Origin of the sequence: Enterobacter cloacae, assembly GCF_013375935.1 — a bacterium.
Lineage (GTDB): Bacteria > Pseudomonadota > Gammaproteobacteria > Enterobacterales > Enterobacteriaceae > Enterobacter > Enterobacter pasteurii.
This window is the reverse complement of the sequence record NZ_CP056117.1, coordinates 2,009,472-2,026,245: the sequence shown is the minus strand read 5'-3', so window position 1 is coordinate 2,026,245 and position 16,774 is coordinate 2,009,472. Positions and strand designations below refer to the sequence as shown.

Here is a 16,774-nt window from a genome sequence, read left to right as displayed (position 1 = left end):
GCAATTTTTATACAGCGATCAGGACTGATTAAATTTAAACAACGGTAACAGGTAGCGTTGTGCCTCTTCCGTGATAATGTCGAAGTATTCTGGCTCAAGCGTGCGCCATAAGCGCTGATACCAGACATCTTCACCTTCGCCACGCACCATCATGTTCCCTTCGTAGGCCTGCAAAAACTTGCTGCGCGCTTTTTGCAGCGAAGCATCATCCGTTAACATGGCATCATTCTGCGCGTCGTAACAGGCTTTTATCCACGCCCCCCCACTTTCAGGCAGCAAAAGCAGAGGTTTGTTCATTCCCTGCCGGTAACCTTCAATATAAAGCGACAGATACGACAGCGCCTGCTCAGGCTTCATCGGTGGGAAGCGCCACTCGCCGTCCTTACGCACAAACAGCCGGCTTTCGCCTTCGTTACCACCCGCACTGTAGACAAGATGTTCGAGCCAGAGTTGCAGGCCATGTGAAACGCTGAGCAGGGACGGACGCCAGCGCAGCAGCCCGTCAGACTGCACGTGGGTGAGCCAGCCGCTGAGGTGCACACCGTTACAATCGAGATCGATTTCAATGCTGCTTCCAGGCTGTCGACATGCGATAACGCGGTCAGCAAGGGCTCGCATCTCCTCGCACTGGGCATCCCAGACGATCTCTCCAAAAGCCCCGTACGGTAATAGCCCGGATGCCCGGTAACGACGGAACAGCTTGCTGGCATCTTCCTCATCGACCAGCGCATTCAGAAGCTGGGAATTGAGCTTAAAGCGCTCCAGCCCGTCCAGAATAAACGGTTCGGCATCCGGAATTTCGCTCTCTTCTGAGCGGAAGTTCACCTGCAGGCGTTGCTGGAAAAAGGCCCGAACCGGGTGCGCCCAAAAGCGCTGCAGCTGCTCAAAGGTCAGAGCGTCAATGACGCGCGGCTCAAGCTCCTGAATAAAATCGGTTTGCGGCGTCCCCGCTTTCTTCGCGGCGGGAAGCCACTCCCGGGCGTAGCTCTGCTGTTCATCAGGAACATAGTTGACAGGATCAAACGGCATACGTGAATGGTGACAGGTGATATGCGCTTTCACCCGACGCTCGCTTTCGTCGCAGTTAAGGGCTTCATCCCCAGGCAGGTAGTGACTTTGCCCGATGTAGTCCAACAGCTCCTGCACCAGCACGGACGGGAAACGCTCGCTGTTGCCCTGAATTGACCGCCCGATATAGCTGATATACAGCCTGCTCTGCGCAGAAATCAGCGCTTCCAGGAACAGATAACGGTCATCATCGCGGCGGCTGCGGTCGCCCCGCTTCGGCTGCGAGCTCATGAGATCGAAGCCCAACGGCGGCAGCGCGCGCGGATAAATGCCGTCGTTCATGCCGAGCAGACACACCACCCTGAACGGAATGGAACGCATGGGCATCAGGGTACAGATATTCACCGGCCCCGCAAGGAAGCGCTGGCTGATACGCTCCTGATCGAGACGCTGCGTCAGCTCATCGCGCAGAAGCGAAAGGGGAACCGCCTCGTGATAGTGTGAATTTACGCCCTCATCAACGATGGCCTGCCACTGCTTCTCGATAAGCGCCATGGCGGCTTCCGTTTCGCTGTCAGGCAGGAAGAAATCGTTCAGCATTTCGCGGCAAATTGGCAGCCACTCTTCAAGCGGACGAGGCTGCATCAGCGAACGACGCCAGCGATTGAGCTGCATCAGCAGCGAGGCTAAATGGCCGACCAGCTCCGCGATTAACCCACTGGATTCGTCATAGGGCAGCACGTCATTCCATTCGCCCTGGCTGTTCTCCATCGCATACCCCAGCAGCATGCGCGTCAGGCCAAACTGCCAGGTGTGCTGGCCTGTCGGAGGAAGCTCGAACTCCTGGACGTTATCATCGTCAATTCCCCAGCGGACGCCGGATTCGTTGACCCACTGGCGCAGGTAGCGCAGCCCTTCTTCATTGATATCGAAACGTGCCGCCAGCACCGGCACATCCAGCAAGGCCAGTACGTCCTCAGAAATAAACCGGCTATCAGGCAGCGAAAGCAGGCTGATAAAGGCCTGCAGCGCCGGATGAGACTGGCGGGCGCGGCGGTCTGAGATCGCGTACGGCAGGTAGCGATCGCCCGTTGCGCTGCCAAATACCGCCTGGATAAACGGGCTGTAGCTGTCGATATCCGCCACCATCACTACGATATCGCGCGGCGTCAGGGTTGGGTCGTCGTGCAACATAGCCAGCAGGCGATCGTGCAGAATTTCAACTTCACGCTGGGGGCTGTGGCATACGTGGATCGCGATACTGCGATCGTCGGGATTGAGCCTGCGCTTCTTATCGCTACGGGCAAATTCCTCGGCGGTGATCCCGGCAACGGCACGGTTTTCTAAATCCAGGATATCGAGCTGAATGTTGTGCAGCAGGCTGTCCGGCGTTATGTCCGCAAACGCATCCACATCGCCTTCACCGGAGGAGGTGATTTCCGAAAGCAGATAGATATAGTCGCGCCCAAGCTTGCCCCACGAGGCCAGCAGCGGGTTCGGCAGGTTCTGGATCCCCTCTTCATCAAACAGCTGCGCCGCGTTTTCGCTGTCTTTAAACAGGGGCACGGCGCGTTCTTCAAAGAGGCGCTTTCTCTGGCGGGTGACCAGTCGTGAAAGCCAGCGCGGATCCTGAATATCCCCCCAATAGTGACGACACGGGTTGGTAAAGAGAATATGGATATCAGTATGGTTACCCAGCGCTTTTAGCGCGTTCAGGTAGACCGGCGGCAGCGCGGAGATACCGCAAATGAACACGCGTGACGGCAGGCGAGCGGGCCGTTCCGGGGTGTTCTCAAGAATTGAGATAAACCGATCGTATAAATTAGCGCGGTGCCACTTAGGCTGACCAAGTTTTTCGGTATGCTCAACCAGCGCTTTCCAGAGCGGAGCCTGCCAGATTTGCGCTTCCGGCAAGCCATCCACCAGTTCACCGGCTTCCCAGCGAATCAGCCACTCCGCGCGGTAAACCAGATACTGGTCATAGAGGTCGGCGGTGCGTGAGGCCAGCTGGAAAAGCTTGCGCTTGTCGGTGTCGTCATTCAGATAGTGGCGCAGCATGGCAAACTCATCCTGCTCCAGCATGTCCGGGAGCAGCGTCATCAGCTTCCAGGCCATGCTCTGTTTGTTGAAAGCGCTCTGCTCAGGGATATCCGGCAGCACGCGTACAAACATCTCCCAGATAAAGCTCGCGGGCAACGGAAAGTCGATATTCGCCGCAATGCCAAATTTCTGCGAAAGGGACATTTGCAGCCACTGCGCCATACCGGTGCTCTGCACCAGCACCATTTCTGGCTCAAACGGATCGTCAAGACGCTCTTGCTCGACGATATACTCCATCAGTGCTTCCAGCACATCCAGACGATTTGAGTGGTAAACCCTTAGCATAAACGCTCCCGACTACCGGCTAACCGGGCAATGCAGACGCGTTAACGCGCCCTGCCGCCCCAGAGGAGAAATAAGTGTGACCGTGATGCTGACACATCCGGACTGCGTTGTCTGCCCCCGACTGACCTGCCAGCCGGGCGGAAGCGGCAACGTTGAGAGCTGCGACTGATTCCAGGCATGCTGCCATAGTTCGCGATACTGGCTCAGCGCCGTAAACCGCGTTGCCAGCGCGCGATAATACCCGGTCAATGCCGTGACAACCACAACCAGCAGCATCATTGCCAGCAAAGCCTCCACGATGCTAAATCCTTGTTGCTTACTCAGGGTAACTGACATAGCGCACTCTCCTTAAGCGGGCAGAAATCGCTCCAGCCGTGGGTAGAAAACCGTATCTGCCCTTCCGCCACCTCTCCTCCTCGCCACAGCAGCAGGTCGTCATTGCCGGCGATGAGCAAAACGCGCTCGTCAAACCGCCGTAAGCAAACCCGCACACGCTGCACCTGCCTGCACTGCACCTCCGGCTGCAAAGCCCAGCGCTGAACCCGTCCCCACTCCAGGGCAGATTGCACGGCAGCCTGCTGGCGGACAAAATGGCTCTCGCCACTTACCAGCATGCTGTAGGTTTGCAGCTGCTGGTTTAATCCGGTGAGGATCAGCGTGCCGAGCATCAGCATAAGCAGAACCAGCGCCAGCGACGCCATTCCCCTCTGGCGACTCACAGGTTAAACCCCGTAACGCTATAGCGGACCGAAAAGGGCGCGGTCAGTGCACCTTTGCTGCGGCCGCTCAACTCAAGCGTCATTACCGGTGCAAAGCCAGGATGGTCGGATTTGCTGACCCAGAACTGCTCGATGAAGATCTGCTCAGGGTCGGTGAGTTTATCCCAGCCCTTACCCTCACAGGATGTCGCGCCCCGCAGCGTTTCAAGCGAACCGGCCTCAAGCCGATACCCCGTGCTGTCATTTTCTGACGCGGTGGCATCCCACTGGCCGTTGCTGTTGGCATCCCATCGCACAATTAGACACTGCCCTTGCCTGCCGAGAGCCATTCCCTGCCCCTGGCAATGCCCGGCACAGTAGCCTGCTCTCTGTAGCTGTTTACCGATCGCGAGCAGACGCTGCCAGACCTCACCTTCCAGTTCAAGCTGCCCGGATTGCAGCAAAACGCTCCGCTGAAGCCCCGGCAGCAAACGCGACGTGCTGAGTAACAGAATGCTGCCTATTGCCATTGCAATCAGCACCTCCGTGAGCGAGAACCCTTTTTGATTTACTGACATCCAGCTTCTCCTGCGGCATTGCACAGCCGGATACGCCCGCCGTTTGAGACAATCACCCACCACGTACCGGCACGGCTCTCCACCCGTATATGTCCGGCCCACGCGGTGTCCCTTAAGCCGTAAAATCCCAGCGATGGCGTGATGTCGCCCATCGCGATCCCGGGCCACAGCGGCTTCATCGCAAAGGGGCTGGCGCTATCACACCCCGAAGCCGCAGAGCTGACCAGGCAGGCGTTTTCCCCGTCACTCTGAAGCGCGATCGTATGTTCGCGGTTGTGACGGTTAGCGTCATTACGCAGGAACACCAGGAAATCCCGCACCTGACAGGCGGTTTGCCAGAGCCGCTGCCGCTGCTGCCAGCGGTCCCAGCCGGAAAGCCCTGTGGCGCTGAGGATCACCACCAGCGAGATGGCAATAAGGGTTTCAATCAGCGTAAAGCCATGTTCATTTTTCATGACGGGAGTGTGGCGGAATGCCCGTTTAGGCGCGAGCGGCAAACCATAGCGTTACGAGGCGCATTCCGGAGAATTTAGCCTGTTGCAGCGCGTTGCATATTCTCTGGAAACAGGCTCGAAGAACGCAACGGGCGCAAAAAAAAACCGGCGCCAGGGAGCGCCGGTTGTGTCAGGATTTGCCGTATCAGATGGCGACAGGTGCCTTGATACCGGGATGCGGGTCGTAGCCCTCGATCTCGAAATCATCAAAACGATAGTCAAAGATCGAATCCGGTTTACGTTTGATCACCAGCTTCGGCAGCGCGCGCGGTTCGCGCGTCAGCTGGAGATGCGTCTGTTCCATATGGTTGCTGTAGAGGTGAGTATCCCCGCCCGTCCAGACAAAATCGCCCACTTCAAGATCGCACTGCTGGGCCATCATGTGCACTAACAGCGCGTAGCTGGCGATGTTAAACGGCAGGCCGAGGAACACGTCGCAGGAACGCTGATAAAGCTGGCAGGAGAGCTTGCCGTCCGCCACGTAGAACTGGAAGAAGGCGTGGCACGGGGCCAGCGCCATTTTATCCAGCTCACCGACGTTCCAGGCCGAAACGATGATACGGCGCGAGTCAGGGTCATTTTTCAGCTGGTTCATTACCGTGGTGATCTGGTCGATATGGCGACCGTCTGGCGTAGGCCACGCGCGCCATTGCTTGCCGTAAACCGGCCCCAGGTCGCCGTTCTCATCTGCCCATTCGTCCCAGATTGAGACATTATTTTCATGCAGATAAGCAACGTTGGTATCGCCTTGCAGGAACCAGAGCAGTTCATGAATGATCGAGCGCAGGTGGCAGCGCTTCGTCGTCACCAGAGGAAAGCCTTCCTGCAGATTGAAGCGCATCTGGTGGCCAAAAATGGAGAGCGTCCCGGTGCCGGTGCGGTCGTTTTTCGGCGTGCCCTCGTCGAGCACTTTTTTCATCAATTCAAGATACTGTTTCATGATTCCTCAGGAAAGTTGTTGCTGTGGACGACGGCGATACGCCCAGATCATCATAATGGCACCCGCGACAATCATCGGAATGGAGAGGATCTGCCCCATGCTGATGTACTGTACCCATTCGCCGGTAAACTGTGCATCCGGCTGGCGGAAGAACTCGACGATGATACGAAACGCGCCGTAGCCAATCAGGAACAGACCGGAGACGGCCCCCATTGGGCGCGGTTTGCGGATGTACAGATTCAGGATGATAAACAGCACCACGCCTTCCAGCGCCAGCTCGTAAAGCTGGGACATATGGCGCGGCAGAACGCCGTAGGTATCGAAAATGGACTGCCACTCAGGATGCGAAGGCAGCAGCGCGATATCCTCTGCGCGGGAGCCCGGGAACAGCATGGTAAACGGCACGCTCGGATCGACGCGACCCCACAGTTCCCCGTTGATGAAGTTGCCCAGGCGCCCTGCGCCCAGGCCAAACGGGATTAACGGCGCAATAAAATCAGCCACCTGGAAGAAGTTACGTTTGGTGCGTTTGGCGAAGATCACCATCACCAGGATCACACCAATCAGCCCGCCGTGGAAGGACATGCCGCCGTCCCAGACGCGGAACAGATAGAGCGGATCGTTCAGGAATACCGGGAAGTTATAGAACAGGACATAGCCGATGCGCCCGCCCAGGAACACGCCGAGGAAGCCAGCATAAAGCAGGTTTTCCACTTCGTTCTTCGTCCAGCCGCTGCCCGGACGACTGGCGCGACGGCCAGCAAGCCACATGGCAAAGACAAAGCCCACCAGGTACATCAGACCGTACCAGTGAAGCGCTACGGGACCAATTGAGAAAATAACCGGATCGAATTCCGGAAAATGCAGATAACCACTGTTCATCTGTCACCACAAGATGTTGTTATTCCGCTGAAAGTGGACAGCGGCTGAATTGCATTCCCGCCAGTGGCAGGTGCTCCAAAGTTGCGAATAATAGCATAAGGCAGGCGCGGAGGATGCGCCTGAGATGTAAAAGATGTGTATATGGAATGGTGCATACTGATGCCCTCCCCCGTCTCTCTTATTCAACAGGAGGGATAAGAGGGTTTAGCGGCCGCCGCGGATCAGTCCGCCCATGCCGCGTCGTTCCATAAACGCAGCCACCTGATGGCGCACCTCGGCGGCAAGCTGTGCTTCAAGGCTACGCGCGGCCAGCTCGCGCGCATCGTCATGTGCGATATGACGCAGCAGGTATTTCACGCGCGCAACGGAACGCCCGTTCATGGACAGGTGACGGAAGCCAAGGCCAATCAGGATCGCCACGCACATCGGATCGCCGGCCATTTCACCGCACAGGCGCAAATCGATATTATGCTGCTCGGCTTCACGGGCTATCATCGCCAGGGCACGAAGCATCGCCGGATGCAGGCTGTCGTAAATGCTGGCGACGCGGGTGTTGTTGCGATCTACCGCCAGAATGTATTGCGTTAAATCGTTGGTGCCGACGGAGATAAAATCAACGCGGGTCGCCAGCTGCGGCAGCATAAAGACCATCGAGGGCACTTCAAGCATCACGCCGATACGTGGTTTAGGGATCGCATAGCCGATCATCTCTTCCACTTCGCGTCCTGCTCGTTCAATCAGCCGCCGCGCCTCGTCGATTTCGTCAATGCTGGTGACCATCGGCAGCAAAATGCTGAGGTTCCCGGTGGCCGCATTGGCGCGCATCATTGCCCGGACCTGAATCAGGAAGATTTCCGGCTGGTCGAGCGTAATGCGGATCCCGCGCCAGCCAAGGCAGGGGTTCTCTTCGCTGATGGGCATATAGGGCAGCTGTTTATCCGCGCCGACGTCCAGGGTACGCAGCGTAACGGGCTTATCGTTAAACATCTGCAGCATGCCCTGATACTGCGCGACCTGCTCCTCTTCCGACGGGAAGCCGCTTTGCAGCATGAAGGGGATTTCGGTACGGTACAGACCAATGCCATCGATGCGGCTGCCGAGCTTTTCTTCGTGCTCGGGGCTTAAGCCCGCATTGAGCATCACCTTCACCCGCTCACCGCTTTTCAGCTGCGCGGGCAGGTTGACGTCATCTTCCGCCAGCTTGCTTAATTCATTCTCTTCGCTAATGAGACGCTGGTACTCCTGGAGGAGAACCGGCTCAGGATCCACCAGCAATTCACCGCGATATCCGTCCACCACCAGCGTGCGCCGGTGCAGCACGGAGGGCTGAATGTCCGCGCCCATCACGGTCGGGATACCGAGCGCGCGCACCATAATGGCGGCATGGGAGTTAGCGGCACCATCGCGCACCACTACGCCCGCCAGCCTGTCCTGCGGTAATTCTGCCAGCGTCGTCGCCGAGAGCTCGTCCGCCACCAGCACAAACCGGTTCGGCCAGGCGTTTGCACCCTGAATGGTATCATCGAGGTGGAACAACAGACGCTGCCCAAGCGCGCGCAGATCGCCGGCGCGCTCTTTCAGGTAACCATCCTTCAGGACCGCAAACTGCTCGGCAAATTTTTCAATGACCTTTTTCACCGCCCACTCAGCCACCGCGCCTTTATCGACCTCGGCGAACAGCTCCCGTCGTAAGCGCGCATCGGACAGCAGGTGCGAATAAAGATCGAAAATGGCCGCCGTCTCTTTTTGCGCGCCTGCGGCAAAGCGTTTGCTGTAGCGACGAAACTCATTCGCCGCCTCTTCCAGCGCGGCGGTAAGCCGTTCGCGCTCGAGTGCTTCATCAAGCGTCGAGGCTTCGTATACCTGCTCCATCAGCGGCAGCGTGGCGTCCATCCAGCCTTCGGCAATGGCGACGCCCGGCGAGGCCGGAAGCGCGCGGATACGCGTATGACGATACTGACCAAATAGCGCGGCGAGCTGAGACTGAGAGAGGATTGCGGCCATCTGCGTTGCCAGCGTGACGAGGAAGGATTCTTCGCTTTCATCATACTGACGCAGCTCGCGCTGCTGGACAACGAGCACACCAAGCAGCTGGCGGCGCTGAATAATCGGCACCCCGAGGAAAGCGCGGAAGCGCTCTTCTTTTACGGAGGGGATATATTTAAAGCTGGGGTGTTTTTGCGCGTCAGCAAGGTTGATTGGCTCGGCCAGTCGCCCGACCAGCCCAACAATACCTTCATCGAACGCAAGCGTGACGGTACGGCCCCGCGGTTTTTTTAATCCCCGGGTCGCCATCAGGTAGTAGCACCGTCGGTCATGGTCGGCCAGATAGACCGAACAGACCTCGGTTTCCATCGCAAGACAGATGTCCGTTACCAGAATGTTTAGCGCCTCGTTGAGGCGAGGCGCGCTGGCAACCTTTTCAACTATTTCTCGCAAGCGGGTGAGCATGATTTGCGTAGCTTAACCTCTTTTACGTCGCCAGGCAGGTGCGCTCTGCGGCTTAGGAGGCGTCTCCTGAAGCTGCATAACAGCACTTGCGAACTCTTTCATCACCCTACGGTAAACATCGCGCTTAAATGACACGACCTGACGAACAGGATACCAGTAGCTTACCCAGCGCCAGCCATCGAACTCCGGCGTGCTGCTGGTTTGCATATTGATATCTGAATCGTTGCCCACCAACTGCAAAAGAAACCACTTCTGTTTCTGGCCGATACAAACCGGCTTTGTGTCCCAACGCACCAAACGTTTCGGTAACTTGTAACGCAACCAGTTGCGGGTCGACGCCAGGATGCGAACATCTTTCCGGCTTAAACCAACCTCTTCAAACAGCTCCCGGTACATCGCTTGTTCTGGGGACTCTCCTGGGTTGATCCCGCCTTGCGGGAACTGCCAGGAGTGCTGACCATATCGCCGGGCCCACATCACCTGGCCCTGACGATTACAAATTACTATTCCTACGTTTGGGCGGTAGCCATCGTCATCAATCACCGGACTACCCCAAACTAAATCTGATATATGAATGATTGTTTCACACTACAGGGAGGCGGTAAACCACTCTCTTACAGGCCTGCAGCCTAATAACAATTGAATAACTCACAATTTTGTGGGGAGTTATAAACAGATAGAGGCGATCGAGACCATTTTTATTCACCTTTTCTGTGGATATAGTTGTGAAGAAGTACGGAATTACCGATGAACAACCTTTCAGACCACCTTATCCCCTCCGCCAGCCATTTTTAAAAATCCGTTTAATTTCATAATATTGATAGCATACAAAAGGGAGAAAAGGTGATTAACGTGACGATCGTCACATCAAAGATCCCCGTACTGATGAAAGATCGAACAGCGTCGGTTTTATCCACAGATTGTGCCAATAAGTTAGGCACAATTTGTGTGAAAATTCGATTTTCATCGCACGTCAAGGCTGTAAATTGAAACAGTAGTGAGGGTTATTCCCAGTTATCCCATTTTTCTGTGGATAACATGGTGTAAGATCCTGTTTATTGTCAGTGACCAGAATTGAACAACCCATTTTTTAGCCGTATCCTGACGCTTTCAGCGCTGAAAATTATTATTAAAATCATCCACATGGAATATTTACTCAGAAAAAGGTAAACTCTATCCACAAGGGATAAAATATCAGCTCATTTTTTAATCAAAAAGGTTGTTAACATGCATTCGCTCGCCCCATTGCCCAGTGCCCCCGTCAGTGAAGCCCAGCTGCTCCAGCAGGCGCAGCGTCTGGCTGGCTATACGCTGGGCGAGCTGGCGGTGATGGCGGGGCTGACGATACCTAACGACCTGAAGCGCGATAAGGGCTGGATCGGCGTGCTGCTGGAACGCTGGCTGGGCGCAAGCGCGGGCAGTAAGCCCGAGCAAGATTTTGCGGTGCTGGGCGTTGAACTGAAAACTATCCCCATTGACGCTCAGGGCAGGCCGCTGGAAACCACCTTCGTCTGCGTTGCGCCGCTAACGGGTAACAGCGGGGTGACATGGGAAACCAGCCACGTCAGGCATAAGCTGAAGCGGGTGCTGTGGGTACCCGTTGAGGGCGACAGGCAGATCCCGCTGGCAGAGCGTCGCGTTGGCGCTCCGCTGCTCTGGAGCCCTGACGAAGAAGAAGAGAGGCAGCTTTCCCAGGACTGGGAGGAGCTGATGGACATGATCGTGCTGGGACAGGTGGAGCGGATCACCGCCCGGCATGGTGAGGTGCTGCAACTGCGCCCGAAGGCCGCCAACAGCAAAGCGCTCACTGAAGCGGTTGGCGCACGTGGCGAACCGATCCTGACGCTGCCGCGCGGCTTCTATCTTAAAAAGAACTTCACCGGAGCACTGCTGGCACGCCATTTCCTGTTGAAAACATAGTTTTTTACCAATTATGCGCTCCGGCTAACATAATCTCCCGCTTTTTAAGATTTCCCCCCTTTCACCTGTCGTAATATCAGGTTATTACTACACTATGATTTGATACGAGCCAGGTGAGGACGAGAACGATGAAAAAATGGGCAGTAATTATCTCAGCAGTCGGTTTAGCGTTTGCGGTATCGGGTTGTAGCAGCGACTATGTCATGTCAACCAAGGATGGCCGCATGATCCTGACCGATGGCAAACCCGAAGTCGACGACGATACCGGCCTTGTGAGTTACCGCGATCGGGAAGGCAATCAAATGCAAATCAATCGCGACGAAGTATCCCAGATTATCGAACGATAAACCGATAAAGGTCAGTGGCTTGCTGGCCTTTTTGATTTTTTCCTTCCCCTTTTGCCTTCCCTCTGCCATGTTTATATTCCTTTGTCGGGAGGTTCCTGACGCGGTCTGTATATCTTTAAAGGAAACCGGCTATGCATTATCACCGTATCCCCCACAGCGCTCTGGAGATCAGCCAACTGGGGCTGGGCACGATGACATTTGGTGAACAAAACAGCGAAGCCGATGCCCATGCACAACTTGATTACGCGGTCAGCCAGGGCATTAACCTGATTGACGTGGCGGAGATGTACCCTGTTCCTCCACGCCCGGAAACGCAGGGCCTTACCGAAACGTACGTTGGCAACTGGCTGGCGAAACACGGCAATCGCGAAAAGCTGGTTATCGCCTCCAAGGTTAGCGGCCCTTCCCGCAATAACGATGCCGGGATCCGCCCTAACCAGATCCTCGATCGCAAGAATATCCGTGACGCGCTGGATGCAAGCCTTAAGCGCCTGCAAACCGACTATCTCGATCTGTATCAGGTGCACTGGCCGCAGCGTCCGACGAACTGCTTCGGCAAGCTCGGCTACGCCTGGAACGAAAGTGCTCCGGCCGTAACCCTGCTGGAAACGCTGGAGGCGCTCGCGGAGTGCCAGCGCGCGGGTAAGATCCGCTATATCGGGGTTTCCAACGAAACGGCGTTTGGCGTGATGCGCTACCTGCATCTGGCCGATAAGCACGACCTGCCGCGCATCGTCACCATTCAGAACCCTTATAGCCTGCTGAACCGCAGCTATGAAGTGGGCCTGGCGGAAGTGACGCAGTACGAAGAGGTGGAACTGCTGGCCTATTCCTGCCTGGGCTTCGGTACCCTGACGGGGAAATACCTGAACGGCGCGAAGCCCGCCGGCGCGCGAAACACGCTTTTCAGCCGCTTCACCCGTTACAGCGGCGAGCAGACGCAAAAAGCCGTTGCGGCCTATGTGGATATCGCGAAGCGCCACGGGCTCGATCCGGCGCAGATGGCACTGGCCTTCGTGCGTCGTCAGCCGTTTGTCGCCAGCACCCTGCTGGGCGCGACGACCATGGAGCAGCTGAAAACCAATATTGAGAGTTTCCACCTGACCCTCAGCGAGGAGGTGTTGGCGGAGATTGAAGCGGTGCATCAGGTTTATACCTACCCGGCACCGTAATAAAAGCATCGGCAACGCGCGTTGCCGTTTGTTGTGTTTTCACCCTCTCCCGGCGGGAGAGGGTCTGGTCGAGGGCATCAGACCGCACAGATCAGCGGCGGCGCTGCCAGACCCACAGCCCCGCGATCGCCAGCGCAAACAGCGCGCCAAACCCCACGCCAATGGCCACTACCGGTGCGCCCGCTTTTACCGCCAGCGAGTAAACGCCGAGCATCAGCAGCATCGCCATGTTTTCCCCGAGGTTTTGCACCGCAATGGCGTTGCCCGCCCCAACGGTCTGCTTGCCGCGCTCCTGCAAGAGCGCATTCAGCGGCACCACAAAGAAGCCGCCCAGGATGCCGATCAGTAACAGCAGGGCATAGCCAGGCAACAGGGCATGTTGCAGGGAGAAGAAGAGAACGCCAGCGCCGATGAGGATCCCCGCAGGCATGCAGCGCGCGACGGTTTCAAGGGTGACCAGCTTCGCCGCTGCCCCTGCCCCGACAACAATCCCGACGGCGACCATGGCATTCAGGTAAGTTGGCGTGGCGTTATCGGTAATGCCCAGCGCAACCGGGACCCACAGCACCAGCAGGAAACGCAGCGTGACGCCGGCCCCCCAGAACATGCTGGTGCCCATCAGCGAGAAGCGCGTTTCACCGTTACGCCACAGCACGCGGCAGGCAGTGAAGAAGCTGCCGGTCATAGGCCCGAAGCGCCAGGATTGCCCGGGACGCGCCACCGCCAGCCTGGGGATAAACAGGTTGGCGATCACCGCGCCACCGTACATCAGGGCACAGATGCCCAGCGCGGCAAGTACATGCCAGTCTGCCAGCACGCCTCCCGCCACCGATCCCAGCAGAATCGCCGCAATGGTGGAGGACTCCATCAGGCCGTTGGCCTTCACCAGCTTATCGCCGGTGGTCAGCTCACCCAGAATGCCGTATTTCGCCGGCGAGTAGGCCGCCGCGCCAATGCCCACCAGCGTGTAGCCGACAAACGGGTTGATACCGAAGCAGATACTTGCCGCCCCCAGCAGCTTTAGGCTGTTGGCAAACATCATTACCCGGCCTTTCGGGAAGCTATCCGCCACCTGACCGACAAACGGCGCAAATACGATGTAAGCACCCACAAACACCATCTGCAGGATCGGCTGGCTCCAGTCGGGATAAAACTCAGCCTTCAGCAGCGCCAGCGTGGCAAACAGCAGCGCGTTGTCGCCGAACGCGGACAGGAACTGGGCGGCAATAACCGCCATCATGCCTTTCGACCAGATAGAAGTGTTAGTGTGTACTGACTCACGCATTTTGCTGTTCCGCCTCTTCAACCATGCCCTTAAGGGTCACGAAATCGGGTTTACCGCTGCCCAGCACCGGAAGCTGTTTGAGGTAACGAATATCGCGCGGTACCGCCAGTTCGGGAATACCGTGTTCGCGGGCGTACTTAAGCAGCGCGTCACGCTTCAGCTCGCCGTCGGTGGTAAAGAGCACCAGCGCCTCGCCCTTGCTGGCATCGCTCTTCACCACGGTCGCGTGCATTTTTTCGGCAGAGACCGCGGTCGCCAGCGTTTCCACCATTTCAAGAGAGACCATTTCACCGGCAATCTTGGCGAAGCGTTTTGCGCGCCCCTGGATCTGTACAAAGCCCTGTTCGTCGAAGCGAACAATATCACCCGTGTCGTACCAGCCCGTTTCAGTCTCGCCATTGACGTTCTCGGCCGTCGGCGCTTCGAGCACGCCCGGGTTTTCCACACGCAGATAGCCGTTCATGACGTTCGGCCCTTTAAGCTGCAGGCGACCGCCGTCCTCAATGCCCGGCACCGCCAGCAGGCGCGCGTCCAGCCCCGGCAGAATGCGGCCTACCGTACCCGGTTTTGCCGCCATCGGTACGTTGATCGATACCACCGGCGCACATTCGGTTACGCCATAGCCTTCCAGAATGCGCAGGCCAAACTTGTCCTGCCAGATCTGACGGGTGCTGTCCTGCAATTTTTCCGCCCCAGCTACCACGTAGCGCACCCGGAAGAAATCATACGGGTTGGCGAAGCGCGCGTAGTTACCGAGGAAGGTGGACGTACCGAACAGCACGGTACAGTTACGGTCATAGACCAGCTCCGGCACGATGCGGTAGTGCAGCGGGCTTGGGTAGAGGAACACTTCGGCACCGGTCAGCAGCGGCGTGAAGAGACCGACGGTCAGACCAAACGAGTGGAACAGCGGCAGCGCCGACATAAAGCGATCGCTGGCGGTAAAGTCGGCAATGGTTTTAATCTGTTCGACGTTAGCCAGAATGCTTTTGTGGCTGTGAACCACGCCTTTCGGGTTACCTTCCGAGCCTGAGGTAAAGAGGATGATGGCATCATCTTCCGGCTGCTGTTTCACCTGCGCCAGACGCGGCATCAGCAGGTGCGCAAAAATCCACAGCTTATCGGCGGTGGTAACGTCTGCTTTAAGATCTTCCAGGAACACCCAGCGCACCTGCGTAAGCTGCTCCGGCAGGTGCCACAGTTTGCCCTTATCCAGGAACTGGCGGGAGGTAAAGACGGTGTTGATCTGTGCTGCGGTAATCGCGCTGGAGAGCCCTTTCACGCCCGCCGTGTAGTTCATCATCGCCGGAATACGGCCCCGGGAGACGGCGCCGAAAATCACCGCCGCGCTGATGGCGGCATTCGGCAGCATCAGGCCAATCTTTTCACCCTGCTGGCTGTACTTTTCAAGAATACGCCCGACGAACAGCGTTTTGGTCAGCAGCTTGCGGTAGGTATCCGGCGTGAAGTTGATATCTTCAATGCAGTTTTTCTTTGCGCCATAGCGGTACTGGGCCGACAACAACGATTCATACAGCGTTTCGCGCGGGCGAACAGCCATGCGCGCTTCCATCATAATCTGGTGCAGCATTTCACCGGCGATTTTACGACGGTCGCGCGCGCGGGGTGCCTCGGGCATCGGCAGTGAGGTTGGCGGCAAAATATGCAGCGTAATTTTTGGGAACAGGCGCTGCTTCACCAGCCCTTTCAGACGGCTGAACCTGGTCAACTCAGCGCCATCAATACGCATCGGCACGACGGTGGCCCGGGACTTCGCCGCGACAAAACCGGCTCCGTCGTAAATTTTCATCAGCGAGCCCGTCACTGAAATCCGTCCCTCAGGAAAAATGACCACCGGACGCCCCTGCTCAACCAGACGCACCAGATGTTTAATCATCATCGGTTTGGTGGGATCCAGCGGCACAAAGTCAATGAGCGGCTTCAGCCAACGCATGTACCATTTTTCACTGATGGAGCTGTATACCGCGAAAACGGGCCGTACGGGCAAAAACAGCGCCAGCAGTACGCCATCAAGAAACGAAACGTGATTCGGCGTGATGAGAACACGCTCGCCATAGAGTGCCTGCGCGTCGCCCGTTACGCGGATGCGAAACAGGACACGAAACAGCGTACGGAAGAACCCAAAAAGCATTTCAACTCCCTTTGCCAGCCAGTGTGAAAGGTATAAATGGTGGCAGATTACACGAGAAGTAGTAAGGGAGCGATAGCAAAAGCAGAGACGAAAAAAAACCTGCGCATCCGCGCAGGTTGGTGCAAGAGAAGAGTACGAAAACGTACTAAGAATTCTCACCAATCAATACCTCTGGGATCTTGATTGTGGCTCCAGGCGGCGGGCTTCGCCAGCGGGAAAACGCAAGGGAATGAGCCGAAGTGCAACCAGGTGTGAATATTCTCTTTTGCTGTTACAGGTTGAACTTACAGGCAAAAAAAACCTGCGTAGAACGCAGGCTGGTGTAAATCGTGTTAATCAACCGAAGCTGATTCCACCTATCAATACCTCTGGGATCTCGACTCTATCAATTCGCGGTGCTTCGGCGCTAACGGACAATCGCAACAGCCTGAGGCAAAGTGTAACTAAAGGTTCAGACTGTCA

Annotated in this window: 14 protein-coding genes; 3 read left to right on the top strand and 11 right to left on the bottom strand. The window is 56.8% G+C overall.

Annotated elements, in window-relative coordinates; translation table 11 throughout:
• Nucleotides 1-18 precede the first annotated feature (18 nt).
• From recC to rppH, 9 genes are all read right to left on the bottom strand, one after another.
• Nucleotides 19-3,393: an exodeoxyribonuclease V subunit gamma gene (gene recC / locus HWQ14_RS09615; RefSeq protein WP_176609580.1), complete on the bottom strand. Its 3,375-nt coding sequence runs from the start codon at nucleotides 3,391-3,393 to the stop codon at nucleotides 19-21.
• 12 nt (nucleotides 3,394-3,405) lie between these two features.
• Nucleotides 3,406-3,729 carry a prepilin-type N-terminal cleavage/methylation domain-containing protein gene (locus tag HWQ14_RS09610; protein ID WP_176609579.1) on the bottom strand — a complete coding sequence of 108 codons (324 nt, stop codon included), beginning with the start codon at nucleotides 3,727-3,729 and terminating at the stop codon, nucleotides 3,406-3,408.
• A complete protein-coding gene (locus HWQ14_RS09605; protein WP_176609578.1) occupies nucleotides 3,714-4,112 on the bottom strand; it encodes a DUF2509 family protein in 399 nt (132 codons plus the stop codon). Before HWQ14_RS09605 ends, HWQ14_RS09610 begins: the two co-directional genes overlap by 16 nt.
• Entirely contained in the window at nucleotides 4,109-4,669 is a 561-nt protein-coding gene (locus HWQ14_RS09600) for a prepilin peptidase-dependent protein (RefSeq protein ID WP_176609577.1), read from the bottom strand. The genes HWQ14_RS09605 and HWQ14_RS09600 overlap by 4 nt, the downstream gene beginning before the upstream one ends.
• The gene (locus tag HWQ14_RS09595; protein WP_176609576.1) at nucleotides 4,660-5,124 is read right to left on the bottom strand and encodes a prepilin peptidase-dependent protein; all 465 of its coding nucleotides are present in this window, start codon (nucleotides 5,122-5,124) and stop codon (nucleotides 4,660-4,662) included. The genes HWQ14_RS09600 and HWQ14_RS09595 overlap by 10 nt, the downstream gene beginning before the upstream one ends.
• A 184-nt stretch (nucleotides 5,125-5,308) precedes the next feature.
• On the bottom strand, nucleotides 5,309-6,103 hold the full coding sequence (thyA, locus tag HWQ14_RS09590; RefSeq protein WP_006811817.1) for a thymidylate synthase: 795 nt from the start codon (nucleotides 6,101-6,103) through the stop codon (nucleotides 5,309-5,311).
• 6 nt (nucleotides 6,104-6,109) lie between these two features.
• A complete protein-coding gene (lgt, locus tag HWQ14_RS09585; RefSeq protein WP_022649236.1) occupies nucleotides 6,110-6,985 on the bottom strand; it encodes a prolipoprotein diacylglyceryl transferase in 876 nt (291 codons plus the stop codon).
• 204 nt (nucleotides 6,986-7,189) lie between these two features.
• Complete coding sequence (gene ptsP / locus HWQ14_RS09580; RefSeq protein ID WP_176609575.1) at nucleotides 7,190-9,436, bottom strand: phosphoenolpyruvate--protein phosphotransferase; 2,247 nt, start codon at nucleotides 9,434-9,436, stop codon at nucleotides 7,190-7,192.
• Nucleotides 9,437-9,448: 12 nt separating this feature from the next.
• A complete protein-coding gene (gene rppH, locus HWQ14_RS09575) occupies nucleotides 9,449-9,979 on the bottom strand; it encodes an RNA pyrophosphohydrolase (protein ID WP_063451936.1) in 531 nt (176 codons plus the stop codon).
• A 684-nt stretch (nucleotides 9,980-10,663) separates the two neighbouring features.
• Here rppH and mutH point away from each other — a divergent pair.
• From mutH to HWQ14_RS09560, 3 genes are all read left to right on the top strand, one after another.
• Nucleotides 10,664-11,356 carry a DNA mismatch repair endonuclease MutH gene (mutH, locus tag HWQ14_RS09570; protein WP_176609574.1) on the top strand — a complete coding sequence of 231 codons (693 nt, stop codon included), beginning with the start codon at nucleotides 10,664-10,666 and terminating at the stop codon, nucleotides 11,354-11,356.
• 128 nt (nucleotides 11,357-11,484) lie between these two features.
• Nucleotides 11,485-11,703, top strand: coding sequence for a YgdI/YgdR family lipoprotein (locus HWQ14_RS09565; RefSeq protein ID WP_003862794.1), 219 nt, complete (start codon nucleotides 11,485-11,487; stop codon nucleotides 11,701-11,703).
• A 131-nt stretch (nucleotides 11,704-11,834) separates the two neighbouring features.
• Nucleotides 11,835-12,875, top strand: a complete 1,041-nt coding sequence (locus tag HWQ14_RS09560; RefSeq protein ID WP_176609573.1) for an NADP(H)-dependent aldo-keto reductase — start codon at nucleotides 11,835-11,837, stop codon at nucleotides 12,873-12,875.
• A 91-nt stretch (nucleotides 12,876-12,966) separates the two neighbouring features.
• Here HWQ14_RS09560 and lplT read toward each other — a convergent pair whose 3' ends face one another.
• Together lplT and aas are read right to left on the bottom strand one after the other, a co-directional pair.
• Nucleotides 12,967-14,160, bottom strand: a complete 1,194-nt coding sequence (gene lplT / locus HWQ14_RS09555) for a lysophospholipid transporter LplT (protein ID WP_176609572.1) — start codon at nucleotides 14,158-14,160, stop codon at nucleotides 12,967-12,969.
• Nucleotides 14,153-16,312 carry a bifunctional acyl-ACP--phospholipid O-acyltransferase/long-chain-fatty-acid--ACP ligase gene (gene aas / locus HWQ14_RS09550; RefSeq protein WP_176609571.1) on the bottom strand — a complete coding sequence of 720 codons (2,160 nt, stop codon included), beginning with the start codon at nucleotides 16,310-16,312 and terminating at the stop codon, nucleotides 14,153-14,155. The genes lplT and aas overlap by 8 nt, the downstream gene beginning before the upstream one ends.
• Nucleotides 16,313-16,774 lie beyond the last annotated feature (462 nt).

Bases quoted from the DNA above. Each gene is read 5' to 3' on its own strand.
- lplT (WP_176609572.1), bottom strand. From the start codon at position 14,160: ATGCGTGAGTCAGTACACACTAACACTTCTATCTGGTCGAAAGGCATG.
- thyA (WP_006811817.1), bottom strand. From the start codon at position 6,103: ATGAAACAGTATCTTGAATTGATGAAAAAAGTGCTCGACGAGGGCACG.
- ptsP (WP_176609575.1), bottom strand. From the start codon at position 9,436: ATGCTCACCCGCTTGCGAGAAATAGTTGAAAAGGTTGCCAGCGCGCCT.
- HWQ14_RS09610 (WP_176609579.1), bottom strand. From the start codon at position 3,729: ATGTCAGTTACCCTGAGTAAGCAACAAGGATTTAGCATCGTGGAGGCT.
- mutH (WP_176609574.1), top strand. From the start codon at position 10,664: ATGCATTCGCTCGCCCCATTGCCCAGTGCCCCCGTCAGTGAAGCCCAG.
- HWQ14_RS09565 (WP_003862794.1), top strand. From the start codon at position 11,485: ATGAAAAAATGGGCAGTAATTATCTCAGCAGTCGGTTTAGCGTTTGCG.
- aas (WP_176609571.1), bottom strand. From the start codon at position 16,312: ATGCTTTTTGGGTTCTTCCGTACGCTGTTTCGTGTCCTGTTTCGCATC.
- recC (WP_176609580.1), bottom strand. From the start codon at position 3,393: ATGCTAAGGGTTTACCACTCAAATCGTCTGGATGTGCTGGAAGCACTG.
- HWQ14_RS09595 (WP_176609576.1), bottom strand. From the start codon at position 5,124: ATGAAAAATGAACATGGCTTTACGCTGATTGAAACCCTTATTGCCATC.
- HWQ14_RS09600 (WP_176609577.1), bottom strand. From the start codon at position 4,669: ATGTCAGTAAATCAAAAAGGGTTCTCGCTCACGGAGGTGCTGATTGCA.
- HWQ14_RS09560 (WP_176609573.1), top strand. From the start codon at position 11,835: ATGCATTATCACCGTATCCCCCACAGCGCTCTGGAGATCAGCCAACTG.
- lgt (WP_022649236.1), bottom strand. From the start codon at position 6,985: ATGAACAGTGGTTATCTGCATTTTCCGGAATTCGATCCGGTTATTTTC.